This window comes from Fundidesulfovibrio putealis DSM 16056 (assembly GCF_000429325.1).
Classification (GTDB): domain Bacteria; phylum Desulfobacterota; class Desulfovibrionia; order Desulfovibrionales; family Desulfovibrionaceae; genus Fundidesulfovibrio; species Fundidesulfovibrio putealis.
Map to the genome: position 1 here is coordinate 186,560 of NZ_AUBQ01000015.1, position 21,872 is coordinate 208,431.

25 protein-coding genes, 2 tRNA genes and 1 other RNA gene are annotated in these 21,872 nt (G+C 54.8%); 4 read left to right on the forward strand and 24 right to left on the reverse strand.

Annotated elements, in window-relative coordinates:
- Positions 1-6: 6 nt before the first annotated feature.
- The 17 genes from G453_RS0113370 to G453_RS0113440 all read right to left on the reverse strand — a co-directional run bounded on the left by G453_RS0113370 (position 7) and on the right by G453_RS0113440 (position 11,998).
- On the reverse strand, positions 7-321 hold the full coding sequence (locus tag G453_RS0113370) for a TrbC/VirB2 family protein (RefSeq protein ID WP_043645727.1): 315 nt from the start codon (positions 319-321) through the stop codon (positions 7-9).
- Complete coding sequence (trbB, locus tag G453_RS0113375) at positions 321-1,286, reverse strand: P-type conjugative transfer ATPase TrbB (RefSeq protein WP_235731761.1); 966 nt, start codon at positions 1,284-1,286, stop codon at positions 321-323. The genes G453_RS0113370 and trbB overlap by 1 nt, the downstream gene beginning before the upstream one ends.
- A gap of 35 nt (positions 1,287-1,321) precedes the next feature.
- Entirely contained in the window at positions 1,322-1,750 is a 429-nt protein-coding gene (locus G453_RS24015) for a hypothetical protein (protein ID WP_051272410.1), read from the reverse strand.
- Complete coding sequence (locus G453_RS0113385) at positions 1,747-2,484, reverse strand: nucleotide-binding protein (protein WP_027191477.1); 738 nt, start codon at positions 2,482-2,484, stop codon at positions 1,747-1,749. Before G453_RS0113385 ends, G453_RS24015 begins: the two co-directional genes overlap by 4 nt.
- 11 nt (positions 2,485-2,495) lie before the next feature.
- Positions 2,496-2,831 (reverse strand): TraK family protein, encoded by a 336-nt coding sequence (locus G453_RS28000; protein WP_156920920.1) that lies wholly within the window; start codon positions 2,829-2,831, stop codon positions 2,496-2,498.
- 9 nt (positions 2,832-2,840) lie between these two features.
- A complete protein-coding gene (locus G453_RS27280; protein ID WP_328285402.1) occupies positions 2,841-3,743 on the reverse strand; it encodes a TraK family protein in 903 nt (300 codons plus the stop codon).
- Positions 3,706-4,791: a helix-turn-helix domain-containing protein gene (locus G453_RS0113395; RefSeq protein ID WP_027191478.1), complete on the reverse strand. Its 1,086-nt coding sequence runs from the start codon at positions 4,789-4,791 to the stop codon at positions 3,706-3,708. Before G453_RS0113395 ends, G453_RS27280 begins: the two co-directional genes overlap by 38 nt.
- A gap of 208 nt (positions 4,792-4,999) precedes the next feature.
- Positions 5,000-5,068, reverse strand: an RNA gene (locus G453_RS27285) — hammerhead ribozyme type II.
- An 18-nt stretch (positions 5,069-5,086) separates the two neighbouring features.
- The gene (locus G453_RS0113400) at positions 5,087-5,446 is read right to left on the reverse strand and encodes a helix-turn-helix domain-containing protein (protein ID WP_027191479.1); all 360 of its coding nucleotides are present in this window, start codon (positions 5,444-5,446) and stop codon (positions 5,087-5,089) included.
- 208 nt (positions 5,447-5,654) lie between these two features.
- Positions 5,655-5,730: transfer RNA gene (locus G453_RS0113405), tRNA-Glu, on the reverse strand.
- A 6-nt stretch (positions 5,731-5,736) separates the two neighbouring features.
- Positions 5,737-5,812 (reverse strand) — tRNA-Lys (locus tag G453_RS0113410).
- A 68-nt stretch (positions 5,813-5,880) separates the two neighbouring features.
- Positions 5,881-6,831, reverse strand: coding sequence for an Lcl C-terminal domain-containing protein (locus G453_RS0113415; RefSeq protein ID WP_027191480.1), 951 nt, complete (start codon positions 6,829-6,831; stop codon positions 5,881-5,883).
- A gap of 5 nt (positions 6,832-6,836) precedes the next feature.
- Positions 6,837-8,420 (reverse strand): SIS domain-containing protein, encoded by a 1,584-nt coding sequence (locus G453_RS26415; RefSeq protein WP_051272411.1) that lies wholly within the window; start codon positions 8,418-8,420, stop codon positions 6,837-6,839.
- Positions 8,421-8,481: 61 nt separating this feature from the next.
- Positions 8,482-9,189 (reverse strand): GNAT family N-acetyltransferase, encoded by a 708-nt coding sequence (locus G453_RS0113425; RefSeq protein WP_027191481.1) that lies wholly within the window; start codon positions 9,187-9,189, stop codon positions 8,482-8,484.
- A 10-nt stretch (positions 9,190-9,199) separates the two neighbouring features.
- Entirely contained in the window at positions 9,200-9,919 is a 720-nt protein-coding gene (locus G453_RS24030; RefSeq protein WP_235731763.1) for a nucleotidyltransferase family protein, read from the reverse strand.
- On the reverse strand, positions 9,916-11,034 hold the full coding sequence (locus G453_RS0113435) for a radical SAM protein (RefSeq protein WP_027191482.1): 1,119 nt from the start codon (positions 11,032-11,034) through the stop codon (positions 9,916-9,918). The genes G453_RS24030 and G453_RS0113435 overlap by 4 nt, the downstream gene beginning before the upstream one ends.
- Before the next feature lie 100 nt (positions 11,035-11,134).
- Positions 11,135-11,998: an NYN domain-containing protein gene (locus G453_RS0113440; protein ID WP_027191483.1), complete on the reverse strand. Its 864-nt coding sequence runs from the start codon at positions 11,996-11,998 to the stop codon at positions 11,135-11,137.
- A gap of 172 nt (positions 11,999-12,170) precedes the next feature.
- On the opposite strand from G453_RS0113440, the gene G453_RS0113445 reads away from it, so the two are divergent.
- From G453_RS0113445 to G453_RS0113455, 3 genes are all read left to right on the forward strand, one after another.
- On the forward strand, positions 12,171-12,782 hold the full coding sequence (locus G453_RS0113445; protein ID WP_027191484.1) for a phage adaptor protein: 612 nt from the start codon (positions 12,171-12,173) through the stop codon (positions 12,780-12,782).
- Between the two features lie 104 nt (positions 12,783-12,886).
- On the forward strand, positions 12,887-14,197 hold the full coding sequence (locus G453_RS26420) for a terminase large subunit domain-containing protein (RefSeq protein WP_051272412.1): 1,311 nt from the start codon (positions 12,887-12,889) through the stop codon (positions 14,195-14,197).
- 9 nt (positions 14,198-14,206) lie between these two features.
- Positions 14,207-16,045, forward strand: a complete 1,839-nt coding sequence (locus G453_RS0113455) for a portal protein (RefSeq protein ID WP_027191485.1) — start codon at positions 14,207-14,209, stop codon at positions 16,043-16,045.
- A gap of 631 nt (positions 16,046-16,676) precedes the next feature.
- Here the strand turns inward: G453_RS0113455 and G453_RS28005 are convergent.
- The 7 genes from G453_RS28005 to G453_RS0113480 all read right to left on the reverse strand — a co-directional run bounded on the left by G453_RS28005 (position 16,677) and on the right by G453_RS0113480 (position 21,195).
- Positions 16,677-17,129 (reverse strand): hypothetical protein, encoded by a 453-nt coding sequence (locus G453_RS28005; RefSeq protein WP_156920921.1) that lies wholly within the window; start codon positions 17,127-17,129, stop codon positions 16,677-16,679.
- Between the two features lie 531 nt (positions 17,130-17,660).
- On the reverse strand, positions 17,661-18,041 hold the full coding sequence (locus G453_RS28010) for a hypothetical protein (protein WP_156920922.1): 381 nt from the start codon (positions 18,039-18,041) through the stop codon (positions 17,661-17,663).
- 2 nt (positions 18,042-18,043) lie between these two features.
- Positions 18,044-18,427 carry a hypothetical protein gene (locus tag G453_RS0113470; protein WP_027191487.1) on the reverse strand — a complete coding sequence of 128 codons (384 nt, stop codon included), beginning with the start codon at positions 18,425-18,427 and terminating at the stop codon, positions 18,044-18,046.
- Positions 18,414-18,866, reverse strand: coding sequence for a hypothetical protein (locus G453_RS28015; RefSeq protein WP_156920923.1), 453 nt, complete (start codon positions 18,864-18,866; stop codon positions 18,414-18,416). Before G453_RS28015 ends, G453_RS0113470 begins: the two co-directional genes overlap by 14 nt.
- A gap of 9 nt (positions 18,867-18,875) precedes the next feature.
- Positions 18,876-19,697, reverse strand: coding sequence for a hypothetical protein (locus G453_RS28020; protein ID WP_156920924.1), 822 nt, complete (start codon positions 19,695-19,697; stop codon positions 18,876-18,878).
- 817 nt (positions 19,698-20,514) lie between these two features.
- Complete coding sequence (locus tag G453_RS0113475; protein WP_027191488.1) at positions 20,515-20,835, reverse strand: hypothetical protein; 321 nt, start codon at positions 20,833-20,835, stop codon at positions 20,515-20,517.
- Between the two features lie 72 nt (positions 20,836-20,907).
- On the reverse strand, positions 20,908-21,195 hold the full coding sequence (locus tag G453_RS0113480; protein WP_027191489.1) for a hypothetical protein: 288 nt from the start codon (positions 21,193-21,195) through the stop codon (positions 20,908-20,910).
- 468 nt (positions 21,196-21,663) lie between these two features.
- Here G453_RS0113480 and G453_RS28025 point away from each other — a divergent pair, with 468 nt between their 5' ends.
- Complete coding sequence (locus tag G453_RS28025; protein ID WP_156920925.1) at positions 21,664-21,849, forward strand: hypothetical protein; 186 nt, start codon at positions 21,664-21,666, stop codon at positions 21,847-21,849.
- Positions 21,850-21,872 lie beyond the last annotated feature (23 nt).

Sequence of the window (21,872 nt, forward strand, 5' to 3'; positions counted from 1 at the left end):
GAGTCCTCACAGCACTGCTCCAGAGAACGAGAAGATGCTGTCAACGATGCCCGTGGCGAAGGCAATGAAGCAAATGGCGAAGACGACGTTCAAAAGCAGTTTGACGCCGCCTGCGATGTCCTCCTTGTTGAAGATGTAGACCAAGCCGACAATGGCCATGCCAGCAATGGCGATCCATCGCCCGGCAGGGCCGGTGATTGTGCCCACCACCTTTTCAAGCGGCGATGAAAATTCCGTTATCCCCCCAGAAGCCATAGCTTCGGGGCAGAACGTCAGAAACAGCGTTACGAATCCGATAGAGAAATATGCAGCACGACGCATTATGCGGCCTCCCCTTGTGAAATGTACTTTTGATACCATTTCTGACCGTTGGATTTTTCTTTCTTGTTGAAGATGTACTCCAATGAGTAAGAGTGCCTTTCGTGGTCGTAGCCATGCACAAGGGCCACTTGCGATATCTGACGTCCACGAGGCGTCTTTTCTATGAATACGATGATGTTGATGGCCCGACTGATCAGGCGGTGCATCGGAGAGGTTAAGCGTTCGGCTACCAGGTCTTCGAGCCTGCCCAGGGCGTCGACGGCGCTGTCCGCGTGAAGGGTGGCCAATCCGCCGGGGTGGCCGGTATTCCATGCCTTGAGGAGGTCGAGAGCCGCCCCATCGCGAACTTCGCCGACGATGATCCTGTCCGGTCGGTAACGCATGGTCACGGTGGTCAGGCGCTGCATGTTCACGTTGTCCGAGGTACGGAACACCACGCGGTTCAAGCTGGCCACCTGGAGTTCGCTGACGTCCTCCATGGCCACGACCCTCTCGTCAGGGCAAAGCCGTGAAAGTGCTTCGATGAGGGCGTTGACAAATGTGGTCTTCCCGGAGCCTGTACCGCCGACAACCAGGATGTTGCACCTGCGGCGGATTGCCTCATGCAGAAAGTCCAGGCATTCACTGTCCAGAATGCCTTTCTCCACGTAGGATTCGAGCGGAAAGACTGTGGCGGGCTTCTTGCGGATCGTGAAGGAAGGGCCGCGAGCAATGGGAGAATCCGTACCCTCGAACCTGCTGCCATCGAGAGGCAGCTCTCCTTCCACGATGGGGTTCTCCCTGGTGATGGTGGTTCCCAGTGCCGAAGCGACCAAGGAAACGACCCGACGTCCTTGGTCGGCAGTCAGGCTGCCCATCTGGCTCATGGGTTCCCCAAACCGCTCAATCCACAAAGAACCGTCCGGGTTCAGCATGATTTCCTGAACATCTGGATCGCGAAGGGCATCCATGACGACAGGTCCCATGGCCTGCTCCAGGTTCCGGTTCAGGCGGTCCAACATCACAAAAGCCCTCGGTAGACGAACACGGCCACGTTGACGGTGGCCGAGATCGCGACGATGACCGCCAGCCAAGTCATGTTGTTCTGGAAGGAGGCCATGGCCTTCCGATGCCCATGGAGGTGCTCCTGGATGACCCCAATGGAAGAGGCGGAGAGCCCCTTGGTGACGGTTTCAGCGGCCTGCCTGGCGGCGTCCAGATGTTGAGCGCCAGCCTCGGTCAAGAAGGTGGTCAACGCTTCATTGTGATTCTTGAGGAGATTCTCGTACTCACCCAAGAAGGCGTTGTTGAGCGTGACCATCATGAGCAGAGGATCATCTTTGCCCACGGAGGTTCCATGCTCTTTGATCAGCATGGTGCGGACTTCCTCAAGACTGAGGCCGACGCCCTCAGAAGGGGCAGGGGCTTCCCTGGGGGCTTCGCCGCTCATGCGATCTCCAGCAGGTTGGCCTTGTCCAATTCTGCTACGACGGCTTCCCAGTATTTCCCAAGCCGATGACGGGTCATGATCGAAAGACTGGAATGGATGGCCGCATCAAATGACTGCTTACGCGCTAGATGATCTACAAGGTCTTTTCCGTATGTAGCGTAGCTGAGGTGAGGCAACTCGATAACGGAGTGGAATTGCGAAGAATGGTTTTTGTACGCCAAGAAGTCATAGAAACCATGACCATTGGATTGAATATAGCCATCTTTCGGATTGAGCCACACGACAATTGGAATGTCTGTGAAGTTTGTTGCGAGGGTGACAAGCCCATCAATCGTATCTTGAAGCGCAGGTCCACCGTTGATCACCGTGTGAATCACAAGTGATACATTGTTGGCGCGGATTACTTCGTCAATCACACCGCCTTCATGTAGGTACTTTGATGCTGGTTTAAATGTAGACGAGCCAGAGTCAACTACAACATGACTGCCATCGCCCATCGCTACAGAACGCTCGACAACAAGATCAAACGCACGAGGCTCGATTTCGTCCCTGACCATCAATGGAAGAATTTCGACATTGAACTCCTTATACCCTCCAAACGTTGGATTGATTGGATCTGTGTCTATCCCGTAAACTTTTGCGTTCTTGAGCGAGAAATACTGGAACAGAATGTATGCGGCGAAAGACTTTCCAACTCCGCCCTTTCCCTGGAGAATCCAATGTAGCCAGCGCATGCTTATCACCTCTAGATCAGCTTAGTGTTTGAGACGGTCTGAAACTGTTTATTATCGCCACCACGGCTTGTGTCAGTATGCTTTTTCCCCCTGCCAGGAGTTGGCCTTGATACAATATTGTCTGCATCAGGAATCATTCTGTACACAGCGCGGAGGAATGTTCTATATCCATACAAATTTGATATTCTCTTTTTCTCGGTAAGAAGCTTCCATATCGCCAATGCGCTGAATCCATCTTTGATCCATCTTGTGATTTCTTCCTTGAGAGCTGCCACTTCCGTAAAAGCAAGGCCACGCTTGCTCACATACTTCGATGGAGTTTCATCAAATTGGTTTTTGGATTTCATAGAGCACCTTTAGGAGTTCATTTGTAGGTCGCCGTTTGAAGATTCTTCGGCGCTTTGGGCATCCGGTGAGAATGCAACTAGTTGGCAGTAGCGCCGGAAGTAACCTTCAATGGCACCGGTTCCTGAGTCCTCCAGCTTGGCTGCCTCTACGGCGCATGTAAGGACCTGGACGCGGATGGCCGGAGGGAGATTGCAAGCCTCTTCGGGGAGGCCTAGAGGGGGCGTTGCGGGCGAAAGGATCTTCTCCGGCGGAGCCTCGTAACGGCCTGTGCGGCGAATCGTTGGCAGGACTTCGGCAGTGACCCATTTGCGGAAAGACCGGGCCTGAGGTTTGCGGCTGCGGAAAACCAAGGAGTACAAGCCGGACTCGGAGATAGTCAGAACCTTCTGCTGTCCGCCAAGGGTGTCGGTAGTAGCGACCCCCTTTTCGTCTTCATCCAGTGCGCTGACGGCATCCCTGGGATTGGCTAATCCCAGAACCTTGCAAACGTCATTGGCCACGAACCAAGGATTTCCCTGTCCGTCCGCCGTGGCCCGGACCAAGGAGTCCTCGAAAGCGAATGGGATAAGGCTGTCGGGTGCAGACGCTTCCCTTTCCTCCGAAAGACCTGGAAGCACTGCCCTGGCGTCACTTTCGAGGAGAATTACTCTTTCGTTCGTGTCTGAAATCACTCTTTCCACCGCCCGCAGAAATGTTCTGTATCCGTAAGTTCCTGAAATCTGCTTTTTCGCTGCAAGGAGCTTGTAGATGGACATCACGTTGAATCCATCTCGTAGCCACTCTTCTATGCTGTCTTTCAACGCGGACACCTCGATGTAGGCACGTCCGCGCCGAGTTAAATACTTTGCTGGTGAGTCTGATTTCATTGGCTGGTCACGCTGTTGACGAACGAACTCCCGTTTGGAGGCCATTGAGCCACCAAAGGAAGTTGATTGACGCGGTTCGCGCTGACCCGAGGACTTCCTCAAGAGTAGGAAGTTTCCCCTTTGAAAACAGATAGTTCCAAAGGCCCTTGGCTCTGATGGCCTCAGCTTTGGTCATCTGGCCAGGCCAGGCGGCCATCGCCTCCTGGAAGACGTCATGGACATGGCTCGGAGTGTGCTGTGTGGATTGTCCGCCGGAGTTGAGAGTCCCGATGCGCACTGGGGGCAGCTTCCCGCCAATCTCTTCCATTTGGCGTTCTGCCTTTGACGGGCTTTCGCAGGAGGTGTCAGGGTCACCGCAAGTGGCACTTTCCTGCGGGAGTTCGTCTTCCCAGCGCCTGTCTTTCAACCAGGTGGCCAGGAAAGGAATGAAGCCTCGCTTCCAGCGTGGATTTCGCGCTAGGTTTTCCTTGATGCTTTCGAGGATCTTTGCCAGCTGCGGGCGATCATCGGAGCGCCAGAGGTGGTGCCACAGGCGGAGGGCGGATTTGCGGGCCTCACGGACAGGCCAGACATCCCAGACTTGCTGGAAGGCCGCGTCAGCTTCCTGGTGGTTCAGAAGCTGCGGGGGGTAGGGGGGTCTTTCTTGTCTTTCTTTAATATTAATTCCTTGCGCACTTTTTTCGCGTACCCCCAGGTCCCTGATGTTCTCACTGGCGGATGTAGCCGCAGAAGTTGCGCGTGTGGGCTGGGTGGCAGCGGGCGCGGTGGCGTGGGCGTGTCCTCGGTCTTCCTTGCATCTAACTGCGGGGTGCATGAGGAGGTGATAGAGATTGCCTCGTAGCGGCCTTTTGCCGACCTGGATGAAACCGGCCTTCGACAATTCCTTCAGGTGGTTTTGGACACTACGGATGCTTTGATTGATGGATTTGGCTAGGTACGCCTGGGAAGGCCAGCAGTGATCCTTTTCCCCTGCGCTGTTGCACAGGGTTCCGTAGAGGACCCGTGAGCCTAGGGTGAGCCCTGGTTCGTTCATGATGAAATCCGGCACAATCTTTCCACGTTTTGCGAAATTTCCAGAGATAGTTCTCATCATTTCAGCACCTTAAGTGCTTGGGCAAAAAGGACAAAAAAGCCGTGGACGTCTTGACGACGCTACCCCTTCCGGGTATGGCTTGATCACCCTTAAGTGCGGGTGGCCATGCCACTCAGCTGTGTTGAAACCCTTGGCGGCAACCAAGGGTTTCGCCTTTTTAGGCCCTAGCTATGCTTCGTCGACGGCATCTCCCGTGACCATGTTGACCGAGCGGCTGGCTCATCAGGACCGGACAACCACGCCCGGTCGACCGCTCCTGAACGGAGCGGTTTCGCTTCCTCGGATTTCAATTTCATCAGGCGCACCTGGCGGTCTTGGGCATCTCTTCGTGCCGAACGGGGGTGGAGGTATGCGCGAGATCGGGCGTTGCTTTGCAACGGCTGGAGCCAGGGTGTTTTAGGACCTCGTAGAACGTGACGCCGAACAAGCCTGGCATGACCTTGATGTGTCCGCCTTGCCTCAGGAGTTTCAGGTTTTTTTTGAGGCTGCGAACGCTTTGCTCTGTGGTGGCGGACAGTTCCGAGAGGGTTGCACAACAGGTTTTTTCGTTGTTCTCTGCGGTGAGGTAGCAGAGGGCCAAGTACAGGAGCTTGGCTCCTGGCGAACCGTGAGGGCGGGCAATGGAGCCAGGGGCCGTCAGATCACGCATAGACATGACGTTTCTCCTGCGACCGCCCCGCCAGCTGCGGAGCGGTCGGGCGTTGGGGGGTGGATGGAGGACGGCGAAGAACGCAAAAAAGCCCTTGTCAGCTCGGGGCTGACAAGGGCTTCGGATGGATGGCAAAAAAGACGGTGCAGGGAAGGGGAAACAAAGAAACGCAGTAAGTACCTGCTTTCGCTGGCACTTACTGCGACGCTTTGAGTGGCGTCCCCAAGGGGATTTGAACCCCTGTTAGCGGCGTGAGAGGCCGCCGTCCTAGGCCACTAGACGATGGGGACGCGATATGGTGGGCCGTGCAGGATTCGAACCTGCGACTCTCTGCTTAAAAGGCAGGTACTCTACCAACTGAGTTAACGGCCCATCCGCGTGAGCGGAGGAATCGTCTAACCGCACGGCTCCGCGCTGTCAAGAGAAATGTCTCTACTTGTTCAGGTGGTTCGCGTCAACAGAAATTTGAAGTGGCGGCCCGGTTTATGGCCCACTCCCACAGCGCCTTTTCCGAAATACAGCACCCAGGCCCAGGACGTGTCGAAGCCGCTCGTCGTGGCGGACCAGACGCCGTCCAGGTCGCTGGCGAAGGGCTGCCCGTCCGGAAGGGCTGGCCAGGCCCGTGATGCGTCCACAAGGCTCTCCAGCTCAAGGATGGAGGGCAGACGCCAGGGGCCACCGAGCCTGCGGGCCGCATCCAGGGCCTCCTGCCAGCTGGCCGTGCCCTCAACCGGCAGCGCGCGGGTCAGCCAGGCCAACCCGGTCAGCCGATCCAGGGCTTGCCCGTCCGACACCTCAAATCTGGGGTCCGGCCAAGGGGTTCCTCCGGCGGCGGCCAGTTCCGGCGTCTCCGGGAGGATCGCGCTCGCGCCGCGCACCGGCAGGACCATGTGTGCGGCACTTTTGGGGCCGGGAAACATGCGCCCCCCTTCCAGGTGGACGCGCCAGGCCGAATCGCCCGATGCCCCGGATGCGGCAAACGGGGTGGCGGTCCAGTGCCAATGCTGGAAGATGTTCCGGAAGGGATGCGCGTCCGGCAGGGCAGGGCGCGCGCGTGCGGGACACGTGAGGTACAGAAGCTCCCGGCGCGAGGGCAGACGCCAGTCGTCGTGTCCGAGCAATGCACCTCTGTTCGCGTCACCCACCCAGGCCGCAGCCTCGTCCCAGGCCATGGGCCACCGGGCGGCGGAAGCGTCCACGGGCCAATGGAGCCCGGACAGGGCGTCGCGCACAACTCCGGGGGCCGCCGGGGTGAAACGGGGTTCCGGCCAGACGGCGCCAGGGCGCACTTCTGCGTCCTGGCCGGTGCCCACGCAGGGCGTCACACGCCCCGACGAATCGAAGCACGCCCCCTGGCCGGACCAGGGAATGAACGCGCCCGCCGGGGTCATGACGGCTACTCTTCGCCCAGCCTCTCGCGCACCACGCTGGTCAGCAAATGCACCAGCATCATGTGCACGTCCTCGATGAACTGGTAGTTCTCGGAGGGCACGATGAAGCACTCCTCAACAGCGCACTTGAGCTTGCCGCCGGAAAAGCCGGTCAGGCCCACGGTGCGCGCGCCGCGCTCCTGGGCCATCTGCATGGCCTTGAGCACGTTGGGGCTCATGCCGCCGCCGGAGATGCCGATGACCACGTCGCCGGGGTTCAGGAGGTTTCTCAGCTGGCCCGAGAAGATGTCCTCGAAGCCCACGTCGTTGCCCCAGGCGGTCATGAGCGGGATGTTGTCGGTGAGCGGAATGGCCCTGAAGCCCCGCTTGCCGTTGACGGCCACGGTCTTGGCCAGGTCCGAGCAGAAGTGCGAGGCCGTGGCCGCTGAGCCGCCGTTGCCCATGATGAACACCTGCTTGTCCGCCACGTAGGCCGCGTGCAGCAGGTCGGCTATGCGCCCGATCTGGTTGTTGTCCAGGCGGCTGACCACGGCCCGCATGCCCAGCAGGTAGCCCTCGGGGGTGATGGTGGACTTGAAGCGTCCGGCGTGGTCCAGGGTGATCTGCGAGCCGCCGTCCTCGAAGTCGAAGGACAGCTCCTGGAGGCCCAGCGCGGTCAGTTCGCGGCTGATGTCTTCCTGGCGCTCCGGCTCCGCAAAGACCAGCAGGAACCCCCCGCCGCCCGCGCCGGTGATCTTGCCGCCGAGCGCGCCGTGGCGCATGGCCGTGTCGTAGTAGCGGTCGATGTCCGGGTTGGAGACCGAGGACGAGAAGCGTTTCTTGTGCTGCCAGGAGTCGTGCAGCAGCCTGCCGATCTCCAGGATGTCCCCGCCTTCCAGAATTTCGCGCATGCGGTAGGCGGTCTTCTTCACCTGATGCAGGGCGTCCAGCACGCCGCTGTCGTTCTTCTGGGTGGCCTGGCGCTGGCCTTCCAGGATGCGGGCCGAATCGCGCGAGGCCCCGGTGTGGAACAGCATGAGGTGGCGGCGCAGTTCCGCGCGGCGCGACAGGCTGACCGCCACGGGCTCAACGGTGACGCCGTCCTTAGTGAAGGTCAGGAAGTTGAGGCCGCCGTGGGCCGAGGCGAACTGGTCCTGCATGCCGATGGGGCGGCCCAGCACGGTCAGCTCGATGTGGGTGGCCAGTTCGGCCACCTGGGCCTTGTCCATGTGCTTCCCGACGTACGCGCCCACGCACTGGGCCAGACTGGTGGCCACGGCTCCGGACAGGCCCAGGCCCGAGCCGGGCGGGATGTCCGACTTCAGCGAGAGCATGACGCCGGATTTTACGCCGAAGTGGCGCAGCATGGCCTTGGGGATGCGCAGGGCGTCCTTCAGGTTGGCCTGGTCCAGGTCGGCGATGCGCTGGTGGAGCTGGTAGTCGGAGGAGGACAGCTCGATGCTCTGGCCGGGAATTTCCTGGAGCACGGAGTAGAAATACTTGTCGATGGTCACGGAGAGCACGGCGCCGCCGTGGGGCTCGTAGTAGGCGGGCAGGTCGGTGCCGCCGCCGCCGAAGCTGAGGCGGACCGGGGATTTGGCGATGATCATGGTCTGTTGTCCTGTTGGGGGGCCCTGGGCCTTGAATGAAGCGCGCGGTTCCCGGGCCGCATCACGCGGGAGCCTGCACTCGCAGGTGGAAGGCCACGCTGGCGCGGTCCAGGCGGTAGCCGTTTTTCTGGTAGAAGAGGCAGGCGGGGATGTTCTCGCTCTCTGTTGTCACCTCGATGCGTGAGTGTCCCTGCCCGGCGGCCCAGGCCTTGAGGCGCTCCAGCAGGAGCGAACCCCTGCCGCGCGAGGAGGGCAGCGCCGAGACCAGGTCGATGACCACAACGCCCTCGCGGACCTTGAAGCTCACGAACGCGCCGTGCTCGCGGAACACCAGGATGTCCGGCGAGGTCATGGAGTTGGCCAGCCAGCGCTCCTGATGGGCCTGGCGTTCGTTTTCCGAAACATCGGGGTCCAGGCCGAAGCGGCTGTAGGGGAAGTTCGCCGCGTGGGCCGACAGTTCCTCCCGGGGCATGTCCGCCACGGCCTGGGGCTCGCCCACCGCCGCGCCGCGCGTTCCGTTGAGAGGCAGCACGAAGGTGGGCTGCACGCAGATCTTGCGGAAACCCAGGCGCTGCAACTGCTTGGAGCCTTCGATGTCCTGGGCGGGCAGCTTGGCGTCGGCCATGAAAGGGGTTCCCGGCGCGCCAAGTGACTCCAGGTCGCGGGCCAGGGCCTCGTGGTCCGGCGTGGCCATGCGGTAGTAGTCCAGGCCGAAGGCCTCGCTGTCGAAGGACTGGCGAACCAGGCAGGTCAGGGCGGGTGCGTCCATGAAATGCTCCTTACTGGGCGCGGAAATGCGTGTCGGCGCGCTCAAGCTTCTCGGGCGAGCCGATGTCGATCAGGCAGTCCTCGATGGGATAGCCGTACAGGGCCGCGCCGGCACCCAGCATGGCCGGGAACACATCCTTGCCGAAGTCCGAGAACCCGGCAGGGGGGATGAAGTCCAGCACGCCCGGCTCGCAGGCGTACACCCCGGCGTTGGCCAGGTCCGTGAAGGCCACGGGGGGCTTCTCCACGAAACGGGTGATGCGCGAGGCGTCGTCCAGGTCCACCAGCCCGCACTGGGTGGGGTTGTCCACCCGGTACAGGCCCACGGTGGCCAGTCCGCCTTTCCCGGCATGATAGCGGGTAAAGGCCGTGACGTCGAATTCCGAGAGCACGTCGCCGTACCAGACCAGGAACGGCCCGGTAAGATGCTGCCGGAAGGCGTTGAGCGCCCCGGCGGTGCCGAGCAGTTCGTTCTCCACGGTGAAGTGCAGCCTAGCTCCGAAAGCTTCACCGTCGCCGAAATGCTCCAGCACCACCTCGGGCAGGTGGTGCAGGTTGATGCAGATGTCCGTGACGCCGTGCGCGGCCAGATGGCGCACGGTGCGTGTAAGCAGCGGCACGCCAGCCACAGGCACCATGGGCTTGGGGCAGGTGTCGGTGAGGGGGCGAAGGCGCGTGCCCAGGCCCGCGCTCAAGATGACGGCGGTCTTCACCGGCGCCGCGCTTCTCACTCGGCGGCCTCGGCCAGGGCTGCGTCAGGCTGCGGCGGAGCCGGGGTGGGCTTGGTGCCGGGCAGGGTGGTCTCCACCTGGATGAACGCGGCGCGGTCGTTGACGTTCATTTCCTTGTACTGCGGGCACTTGGCGCAGGTGGACATGGCCTGGGGGGTGTTGATGGTGCCTCGGACCTGCTGGAACTTTTCGTTGTTCCAGATGTCTTCGATGCCTTCCACGTTCAGGTCCCCCATGATGTCCTTGGAGAGCATGCACAGGCGCACCTTGCCGTCGGACTGTACGAAGACCTCTTCCCAGGGGCGGGGGCACTTCTTGTGCAGGCTCTGCATGGGCTCGAGCACCGGCTTGCCGGAGAGGTCGAAGCGGTCGGGGATGGTGAGCTTCAGGCCGTGGGCCTTGGCGCGGCGTTCGGCCTCGTCCAGGATCTCGTTGGTGCGCTCCTTGTGGTCGAAGAGGATCTCGCCGACCATCTCCTGCCCGTAGGCGATCATGTGCACCATTTTGGCCTCGTCCATGCCGAGGCTGGCGGCCAGGTCCACGAAGTCCGGGAACTCCTCCACGTTGGAGCGCATGCCCACGAAAACCATGCGCAGATAGGGATGGCTGACGCCAAGCTCGCGCTTCTTGGCCACGACCTTCCTGATGTTGGCGATCACCGTGTCGAAGTCCGCGCCCTTGCGGATGCGGTTGTAGGTGGCGGCTGTGGCGCCGTCCACGGAGAAGTTCAGGTAGGTGAGCCCGCCGGTGAGGAAGCGGTCGATCATCTCCTGCTTGAGGAGCATGGCGTTGGTCAGCACGAAGATGCTGGGGCCGCGGGGGGCCAGAAGATCGAAGTAGCTGCCCAGGTGCTTGTTCATGAGCGGTTCGCCCCAGCCGAACAGGGAGGCGTCGTGCGCGGTCTCCCAGTAGGGCTCGGTCCTGGCGAAGACCTCGGGCTGGAGGTCGCGGCCCACGAAGTCGCGGTGGGACTGGCCGCACATGGCGCAGCGAAGGTTGCAGCGGTTGGTGGTCTCGAAGACCAGCCGCTGGGGCTTGGAGGCAAGTATGGTGCGCTCTTCGGCCAGTTCGCGGTCGTTTAGCGCCTTATTGTCGATGGCTTTTTGGCTTGGCATGGGAAGGTCCCTCCTGGCGGGAGGGGGATAGAAGCATCTTTTTTCCGGCAAGGCAAGACCGGGAAGCCTCTGCGGGCTTCCCGGCCTGGGCGCGATGTTTCTACTTGTTGCCGATGTGGTCGTCGGGGTCTTCCGGGGTGTCCTCCAGGAGGATGTCCGGGATGGCCGGGTCGGCTATGATGGCGGCACAGGCGGCAGGGGCCGCCGCGGCTTCCGGAACCGGAGAGGCGGCAGGAGGCGCGGGCGCATGCCCGTTGGTCCCGTGGGCATATCCTCCGTTGGGGGGCATGGACACAACCCGTGCAGAGGGGGTGTAGGTTCTTTCCGGGGCGGGCAGGGTGAACTCCACCACGCCGTCGGCGTGCTCGCGCAGCTTGTCCGACAGGTAGTAGCCGAACTTGGCCACGAAAACGAGCATGCCGTGTTCGCGGGCGAAGTTCATGGCCGGGATCATGTCCGCGTCGCCGGTGAGCAGCACCACCTTGTCCACCATGCCACGGGCGGCCATCCAGGCGATGTCCAGGCCCATGAGCATGTCCACTTCCTTCTGCACCAGGTTGATGGACACGTCCTGGGGCTGAAGAGGGAGGTTGCGGCTCAAGGATTCCATGATGCCGCGCATGTTCTTTTTGTTGAGCTTCCAGCCCTGCATGGCGAGCGATCCAAGGCGCAGGGCCATGCGGGGCATGCGCTGGAGCTGGGTGAGGTAGTCGTTCTTGATGCGGTGCTGTTCAGTTGTGCTGAATTCGATTTCGCGCTGGGAAATGGGGTGTACCGCGCGGCCGCCGTAGGGCGGTGAATCGTAATAATAGGCGCGGAACAGCTTGTCGTTTTCAAACTCGGAGTCAGCCATGATGAGTTCGCAGGCCTGCTTCACGGACTCCGCCGAGGGCGGCTGGCCGAGGCGGGCTTCGAGGTGCTTCATCCAGAAAAAACTGCCATCGATAAGGATTGAGACATTCATATACAGTACTCCAGAAGCGATATTGTAGAGCGGGACTGTAAGCCTTGGGGGAGCGTCCGTCAAAGGGGCGCGGCCATTCTTTTTGCATCTTTCTTCCCACATAGCGCTATGTGGGCTGAATCGTTTCCTTTGCCGGGTTATACCATCCGCGCCCTGGCAGAGGAGAAGACACATGACTATCGCGGACTTGCTCGATGAAATCAGGCTCGAACTGACAGACGAACTCAAAACCCGCTGGAGCGACGAGCAGATGCTGAAGATCGTGGCCAAGGGCTACCGACGGCTCTCGCACGTGCTCTATCGAAACGACGTGGAACTGGGCCGCGCCGTGCACCGCTTCGAGACCGAGGCCGGGCGGGAGGACTACCCCCTGCCGTCCGACTTCATGGCCGACTACGGCCTCTACCGCGACGGCACAAACACCAAACTGGCCAAGCAGAGCGACGACTCCTGGGAGCAGCTGACCGCGCCGGGGGAAGCGTCAGTATGGCTCATCCGGGGCGACAACCTGTACCTGGCAGGAACGCCTGGCGCGGCCTACGGCATGACGCTCCTGTACTGGCCGCTCCTTGACGCGACACTTTTGGACCTGGATTCGCCCACGCCCTTTAACGGCAAGCTTGATGATCTTGTGGCCGAATACGCGGCGCTTCGCCTCAAGAACATAGACGAGATGGACGTGTCCCTGGATACGCAGCTCCTGCAGGAGCTGGAGAACAATCTGCTGAACACCTACTCGGCCATCTCTCCGGTCACTGTCACGAGACGGGGCTGGCTGACCTAATCCGCGCGCCCGGAGCCGCAAATAATGCGGCTCCGGGCAACTTTCTCCCCACATACCCCTATATGGGGTGACGCCGCCAGATTCCCGGCTACACTGCCCGGTTCATGAAGACCGGAATTACCATCCATACCGGCTACGAGCCGCATCGTTTCCAAAGGCAGATCCACGACGGGCTGAGACGCTTCTCGGTGCTGGTGTGCCACAGGCGCTTCGGCAAGACCGTGCTGTGCGTCAACGCCCTGATCGACGCCGCGCACCGGGGCGGCCCGCCCAACCTCCGGCTGGCCTACGTGGCCCCCACCCTCACCCAGGCCAAGCGCGTGGCCTGGGACTACCTCAAGCTCTACGGCCTGGCCGTGCCCGGCGCCAAGGCCAGCGAAGCGGAGCTGCGCCTGGATTTCGAGAACGGCTCACGCATCAGCCTGCACGGCGCGGACAACCCCGACAGCCTGCGCGGTCTGTACCTGGATGGCGTGGTGCTGGACGAATACGCGGATTTCCGGCCCGAGGCCTACGCCACGGTCATCCGTCCGGCCCTGTCCGACCGCAGGGGCTTCGCCATCTTCATCGGCACCCCGCGCGGCCACAACCACTTCTTCGACCTGTACCAGACAGCGCTTCGAAACCCCGACTGGTACGCGGCCCGCTTCCCCGTCAGCCAGACCCGCCTGCTCCCCCTGGACGAGGTGGACTCCGCCCGCGCCCAGATGACCGAGTCCCAGTTCCGCCAGGAGTACGAGTGCGACTTCGACGTGACCGGCGAGGACACGCTCATCCCGCTCTCGCTGGTGCTCGATTCCCTGGACCGGCAGGTGGGCTACCGCGACGCCCCCTCCGTGATGGGGCTGGACGTGGGCATGTCGCTGGGCGGCGACCCCTCGGCCATCGTGGTGCGCCAGGGCGGCAAGGTGATCCACGCCGAGGAGTTCCGCCTGGACGACACCCTGGCCATCGCCGGGCGCGCCCGCGAGTGCTTCCACGATCTGCGGCCCGAGGCCGTCTACGTGGACGCCGTGGGCTGGGGCGCGGGCGTGGCCCACACCCTGTCCGGCTGGGGGCTGCCGGTGACGGCGGTGAACGTTGCGGAATCAGCGTCCTCCTCGGAGCGGTTCAACCGGCGCCGTGACGAGCTGTGGTGGAAGGCCCGCGAGTTCTTCGCCTCCCGCGTGGCCGCCATCGACGGCGCTGTCCCGCTGGCCAACAAGCTGGCGGCCGAATTGTCCGCCCCCCGCTTCGCCTACCTGCCCACCGGACGAATCAAGGTGGAGGGCAAGGACGAGCTGAAACGCCGGGGCGTCCCGTCCCCCAACATCGCAGACGCCTTCGTTTTGACCATGGCCCACGCCGACCGCTTCCGGACGGCGGACGACACCCTCAACATCGAGGAGGGCCAGGAGCCCTCCCGGTTCCTCTAGGAGACCCTCATGCCCATTGCAGACAAAGACCTGTTGACGCTCCTCAAGCAGGACATGGACAAGGCCCGGTCCTACCAGGCCGAGCTGTCCGCCGAACGCGAGAAGCACTACCGCCACTACCGGGCCGAGCCCTACGGCAACGAGCGTCCCGGCTGGTCCCAGACCGTGCACCCCACCATCTTCTCGGTGGTGGAGTGGATGAAGCCGGGGCTGGTGGAAGTGTTCACCGGCGACTTCTTCGCCTTCAACCCGGTGCTCTCCGGCAAGGACCCCGCCGAGAACAAGGAGGCCCAGCACCGGGCGGACCGCCTGAAGCGCTACGTGCGTCACAAGCTGTTCAACCAGCTGGGCGGCGAGCAGCTGGTGGAGGACTTCATCCATGACTGCCTGGTGAATCACTACGGCGTGATGAAGGTGACCCAGCGCGACGACTTTGACCTGACCACCGAGCTTCTGCCCGACATGTCCACCGAGGAGATCGAAGCCCTGGCCGCCTCCGACAAGACCATCGTGGACGTGCGCGGCGGCAAGACCTTCACCCGGCAGGACCCGCTCACGGGCGCCCCGGTCACCGGACTCCGGGGAGCAAAGGCAGTGCGCAAAAAGCCCACTTACCAGGGTTTCCACCTGGAGGTGGTGCCGCCGCGCGAGCTGTACATGCTGCCCGGCTACCCGGAGCTTGGCAAAAATCCCTTCGTGGCCCACGTGGTCAAGCGCGACCTGGACTCCATCCGCCGCCAGGAGATGGCCGGGGTCTACCGCAAGGGCAGCCACGCCGCCGTGTCCGCCCGCCTGGACGAGCGCCGCGCGGGCGACGACACCGCCTCCGAGTTCGACACACTGCACTCGGTGGACGGCCTGTCCACCCCGGAGATGCTGGGCTCGGGCCGCGGCGACGGGACGGACTCCCCGGCGCGCCGGGGCCAGGGCGAAGTGTGGGTGTGGGAGTGCTACACCCGCCTGGCCCTGGACGAAACCAAGCTCCTGAAGCCCTGCATCATCACGGTCTGCGAGGACGTCATCCTGCGCGGCCCCATCGAGAACCCCTACGGCGGCCCGCCCTTCGAGCTGGGCTTCGTCTACAAGGAGCCCCACAAGCCCGTTGGCCGTCCCATCGCCGCCGTGCTGGACCACCGCCAGCGCGTGCTCTCCAACCTCTTGCGCAACATCCAGGACTCGGCGGCCATGAGCACCTACCGGGGATTCCTGACCACCGACGCCCGCGCCCGCAAGATCCTCTCCACCATGGGGCCGGGGGACGTGTCCCTGGTGCCGTCGCTGGGCACCGTGCAGGAACTGGTGCCCGCTCCGGGCGACCCGCTGCTCCTGAACGCTTTCCAGCTGACGCTCCAGGAAGTGGCCAAGGAGTCCGGCGTCAACGAGAACATGCAGGGCCTGGACAACAACGCCCTGAATCAGACCGCCGCAGGCATGCAGATGCGCCTCACCGCCGGAATGCAGCGCCAGAAGCTCTACGCCCGGCGCATCGCGCGCAGCTTCAGGAAGATCCTGGCCCGCATCCTGGACATCATCAGGCTCTATCCGCCCGAGGATGACGTGCGCATCGTGGGCGCGGACGTGGCCGTGGAGCATGAGGACGTCATGGGCGAGTACTCCGTGTCCATCGACGTGGGCGTCGGCCCGCAGGAGCGCATGGAGAGCGCCAAGCTCATGGACGAGATGATCCATTTTATACACACCAGAAATTTATGTAACCATGACAACAACTTGGATCATAAAAATTCTGTACAACCTGGAATCTTGACAATGCCTGTACAATTTGGCCCTCAAGGTATGGAAATTTCATCAGGATTCCACAAGAGTCTCCAGCCTGTGAGAAATGTATAAAATTATGTCAAAGGGGACAGAATCATTCTGGGGTCATCCTGTGAACAAGGGACAAGAGGGAATCCTTGAGGTGTTGATGCTGGCCTAGGTGAAAACTGAAACCTTTTTGTGCTGATAGATGGAAAACAGTATGAGTAATACTAATTAGGCAAAGGTGTTACTATGAAATGTGTTGGTGCTGTTGAGATAATCAGAGATAGTTCCCTCAGGGAAACAGTAGGTTCCTTCAGGGAAACAAGTGTAATACAAGTGTAATACAAGATGCTAGAAAAGGTAACGGTGGTGATGGAGAGTTCCTTGAGGGAAACAAAAATTGACCTTAGGGTATTGCTATTTGTCCATAAAATAAAATCTATTACATCTCTTTATATGTGAAGTTTTTACTTCATGTCACAATTTAAACGAGTGTTTTAATTCATACAATATTAGAATACTAAACAATTCCTTTTGGTGTCCATAAAAATTTTGTGTTCATTTCTATCCCCTGTACAGTTTAAAATTAATTGTAGTCTTGGGATTTTCTGTTTTGTGTGTTTGGTAATTTCTGGTTCAGATTCTCGCGGTCTTTTTTGAGGTAATAGGTAATAGTTTAATTGGTATCCTTGTCTATGGTAATTTGTTAATTAGAGTATTAGCTAGTCAGGTTATTGATTAATTGTTGAGCAGCTTTTTTAGCTTCATTATATTGATTGTAATCGTATCCTTGTTTGCTTGTTATCTGATTTCTTCTTTCTCTTAGTTCTTGTAGTTTAGTATTATTCTTTAGTTTCATTATAATAGAATTTTCATCAATTTCGCTCGGGGCAGCTTGGAAATTTTTCTTGGCTTCGGGGCCGGGTACACCTGGAATTTCTGGGCATTCGGGACTTTCTGGAGCGGCGAGAGATACTTCACTCTGGTCTTTCACAGTTGCACTCTGGTCGACTTGTGTTGCACTCTGGTCTTGACTATGGAGACGATATTCTTTGACATTGCCTAATAGCGGTAGACGTTTCATTTCTACTTTGCCTTGCTTGAGCCAGTTTCGTAGAGTTCTCATTGAGATTTTGTATTGTTTAATGAATTCATCCGATCTTAACCACATTTCAGGTTCTCCTTGATTATGGGATACACAGCTTAATTTCACAATTTTGTTTGGTAGCTCGTCAAAATATAATCTTATCGCATTCAAATCTAATCAGGCTAAGGGTTGCTTCCATTGTTTTGTTTTCTTCTCTCAATTCGTTATAATCGGCTACAAGTTCATTAAATCTATCCAAGTCTACCGAGTTATTTTCGTAGTTGTCATTGATCTTCAGCAAACGGTGAATTATTGTAATGAGTTCATCTTTGCTCTTGGTTGAATAGTCCTCCATGTCGTTTAATTTGTATTGTGAGGAATTGGCTCATATGAACCTGTGCAAGTTTGTAAAAAGTTGTCTAGGGGTTCTACATGAACAAGTATTTTTCTGCCTAGTCTTGTTACGGTGATTTCAGGGTGATTTTTGAGAATGATGTGAACCATTGGCACAGTGCATCTTAATAGCTTTGCGCACTCCTTTGTTGTGAGAAAATCATAATCCATTTTTAAAACTCCTTCTTTAATTTTGCTTCTTGTCCAGTTAAATTACTCAAATTAAGAGTAAAGATTCAAAAAATTTGCTTGATAGATTAAATTGTCATAGTAAAAATCAACATAATCATCATCAAGATAATATGGCTCAGTAATATTTTCCAGAGTGATTTCAAAAGCTCTGAACATGATTCCTTCACCAAGTTCACCCATTGTGTCACCTTTGGCAGTTACAACGTAATTGCACCATTGACTTGAATCTAGGTTGCAAATTTTATCATATACATCCATTGTGCTTAAATTTGGTACAAATTCGACATTGTAAAGTGGAATATCATCGCAATCCAGCGCTAGAATTAATTTCTTACAGTTTGTATATTGTAGTCTGCTTGACGGTGATTCGACTTTGATTAAATGAATTATTGATCCTTTGATAGTTTCCATTTTTAAAACTCCTTCTTTAATTTAAATTTTTCTACTAGGGTATTCAGTTTGTGTAAATCAGACTTTAAAATGAAATATCGTCTTTCGCCAAAATCGCATTTTTTAAGAAGCGGTAATACTAGCTCCCATTCATCTGGATTCAGGTCTAGCAAAAATTCAATAATGACCTTCTTTGCACCATATGGACCCCATTCCTTATCCTTGTGAACAAACTTATAAAATTGTAGCTTTTGGGTTTTGTGCCTATATGGATTCTCTGGTGATTCCTTCTTAACGTTTTGATTGTGAATCTTAATGTTGGCAATTTTAAGTTCTTCTTGAAGCTGTTCGCAAATTTCTACTAGTTCTTCTTTTGTGTGCTCATTCAGGTCGCTATAAATTTGCATCTTGTTTTCCTAGGTATTTTTGGATTTTTTCATTTGCTTCATTTAGTTTTTCAGTTTTAATAAAAAATCTATTAATTCCATACGGTGCTGCAATTAATCCAAGTAAGTCAACAATATCTTCTATCTGGTTTGCTGTGTAAGTGTTATCAAATTCAATTATTCTCTTTCCGCCAAATTCTTTTTTGCCTATAATTTGAAAATGTGCTTTTGTAATTCCCTTTGCAATGTTCTTACTGAGTAATTCACTGACAATAGTGTTTAAGCGAGAAAGTTCATCAGTAAGTTCTCGGATTTTTGCTTGGTTGTACTGAATTTCTTTTTCAAGTTTAGGGTATTGTTCATCTTTTGTTTGTTTTTCTAGTGAATTTTTAATATCTACCAAATTTGATATTGCATCAATTAATTCTTCTCTTGTAAAATGGTCTAGATTTGATTTCATTTTCGCTCCTTACTTCACAACCAAATAGGCATTAAATAAATTTTCGATAAGTTCATTTTTTCTTGCAGTTTCTTTTTCCATGCGACATTTTGCAGCATAAATTTCATAGCATTTTGGACAATATTTCCAATCAACATTGTAAGTTGTAAATTCTGCTCTACATTGAGCGCAATGCACTGTTTTGGAATTCTTGCCAATTTCATTGCGAAAGTTTCTAGCAGCTGCAATTGCATCTTCAAGGATTTTGTATTTGCCTACGTAATATGACTTATTATCTTTCACAATCTTAACCAGAAATCTCTTGTTTTGGTAAAATATGCATTCTAGTCTATTATCTTTAAGTTTTGCTTCTTTAGAAACCATAGCTTTCATTAAACTTTCTTCTTCGGTTTCAATGTACATTTTTACAGGTTTTTCTTTGTGTTCAACGTAATTTGAAATTTTGTCTCGGTCTATGTCAAATCGTCTAATTGCATTTAGTGGTCTATTGGTGTTGTTTAAAATGTTTTTTGCAAATTGTTGTGTTTTCTCAGAATGTGAAAAGTATTCTTTATTAAATGGTACTTGCTTTGAAAGCCAAAATGAAACTTTAATCAAGTCTTCAAGGTTGCAATTGAATCTCATTACCTTGTAGAAAATATTTCTTGTGATCTTGAAAGGCTTCTTCCAGTTTTCAGTTTCTGCAATTAATTTGCTAATGCTAAAATTATATTTTGTCTTGTTGCTTTCGTAATATTGAATGAAGTCTACACAATCGCAAGCAAAATCAAAGAGTCTGTCTTTCTCTGATTCAACAATGCAACTAAATCTCAGCAAGTCGTAAAATTCCATGAAAATTCCTCTTTAATGTTTGCTTCTACTTCTATTTATCAATTTGTACTAAATTAATATTGTAGTGATGAAATTATAATGGCTGCAAGTGTTTTAAAGAATACGTTAAGAATTAATACTATCCAAGTGTGAATTGGAGTAAACAGGGCAACTCGAAAATAGTTGAAAAATAATTTGTTCAATGATTTTATACGACTAGGTGGGCTGCATCATTTTCAGACATGTTTTTAGTACAGGTTACTATATACATAGTTACACTATGTTTAACAGCCCTCCTCCAAACAAACAAAAAAATTAATTCTAGATTTGAGAGAGCAGCTTGCCTGCGAATCTCAAATCTGCGCAACGCGCAACAAACCAAATTATCTCCATTTTACTATTGTGTCGCCCGGCGACACACGAGTCCCCCAGGTCCTCGTTGAAATTAATTCTGTGCATGAATTTAAACTGTTGAATCATTATAATTATTTAATTCAGTACTGAGGCCGGGCCTCAGTACAAGTTCCAAGTCACTTGTTCGAAGCAAGCTTCGACAAGATGCCTCGAAACTTGAATCATTAATCTGAGTATTGATTAATGAGCAGTTGCACTCTGGTCTTCACTCTGGTTAATTTGGTTGCACTCTGGTCAAGTTAATTGTTCTGCTCGTAGCTCATTGTAATCGTTGCGCGTAGCCGCGAGTTCATACATTAATTACGATTGCACTGTTTAATCTTGCCCGCGCAGCGTTGATTCGTGATGCGCTTGTTCTTTTTTTAACAAGCTTATTCAATACGAAAAGGGGCCGAAGTCGGCCCCTTTTCTCGTTGTCACTTCATTAAGCTCTTTGTGGCAATAGTTCGACAGAATTAATGTACATCTCTTCAACCATCACTGCCCGCCCGATTAAGTTCTTTGCCCATTCAATTCCATATCCAGTGAATTCCGCAATTTCTTCAGCATATGCACTTAAAGGGTTTTCTTCTCGTTGCTTCAGCATATAGTAATATTCAGGGTCATAAAATGACAGGGATGCCTCGTAAAGTTCTTCAATTTCTTCCCTATGGTCTTCGAGGTAAAGTTTAATTGGAGTTTTGTCATCTGTGTCATCATATTTCAAATTCAACATATAGCCCTCGATTAGTTCATTAATGCTCATAAAATCTCCCTATCGAATGTTTTTAATTTTGGTTATTGGTTGTGTTGAGAACTTTATTAACCATCATTTTGACTATTGGATTGTAGTATTCTGAAATTTTTCCTCCCAATAATTCAGCTCAAGTAGCTTGTCGAAAATCTTTGCGATGCAAATGGGTACAAATACGTCATAATACATGCTAGATGAATCATGGTTGTGCTTTTTAATTTCGTTATAAAGGTTTTGTGCTATTTCGTCGACATAGTCTACTTCCAAGCGGTCAAATAATTCGTGGCTAGCAACACCAATGAGGCTTTCAGTACATTTATCAATCAGGTCTTCAAATTCTCCAGCTTGTTCCAAATCGATTTCTTCACTCATTCGACTTCTCCTTTTGTAGTTATTGGTTGTGTTGATCGTTGCTGCCGTCGTTGTCTGTGTAGCCGTCCCTCCTTGTTCGTGATGAAACCATTCAAACAGATTTTTTTTAATTGTTAATTGAGAATGGAGTGTTTCTGAAATTTTGTGTTCAAGTAGTCATAATAATTAATAAAAATTTTAAAATGAAATTTTCAATTATCAACTAGTTTAAATTCAGAATAAGCGTATTTCAGACAAATCCAGAATTATCTTAGTTGTTTAAGATGTACTGGCAGAAATTCATTTTTGGTCTCTTTTGCCGCCAAATTCCCCTCAATTCGAAAATTCATTTTTAATTAGTCATAACTACTTAGAATGACAGGCGAAATTATTTTCGGGATCGGTCAAGTTTTAATGTACAAATTTTGAGGTCTTGATAAAAAGGCATCAAGTTAATTGAATTTGAAACAATTTCAAGAGGTTGCAAACATGAGGGTCCAGACGAATCAATATGAATGGTCACACGGCCATCGCCCAAGAGGTTTCGGGATGTGGGCAATTCGTATCGGCACCGAAATTAAGTTCTTCTCGCAGACGACTTTCTCCAAGGCGGTCAAGGCAGCAAAGCAGATCGCCAAGGAACAGAACCTTTTTGAAATCGAAATCCTTCCTTAACCATTCAACCTCAGGGAGCTATT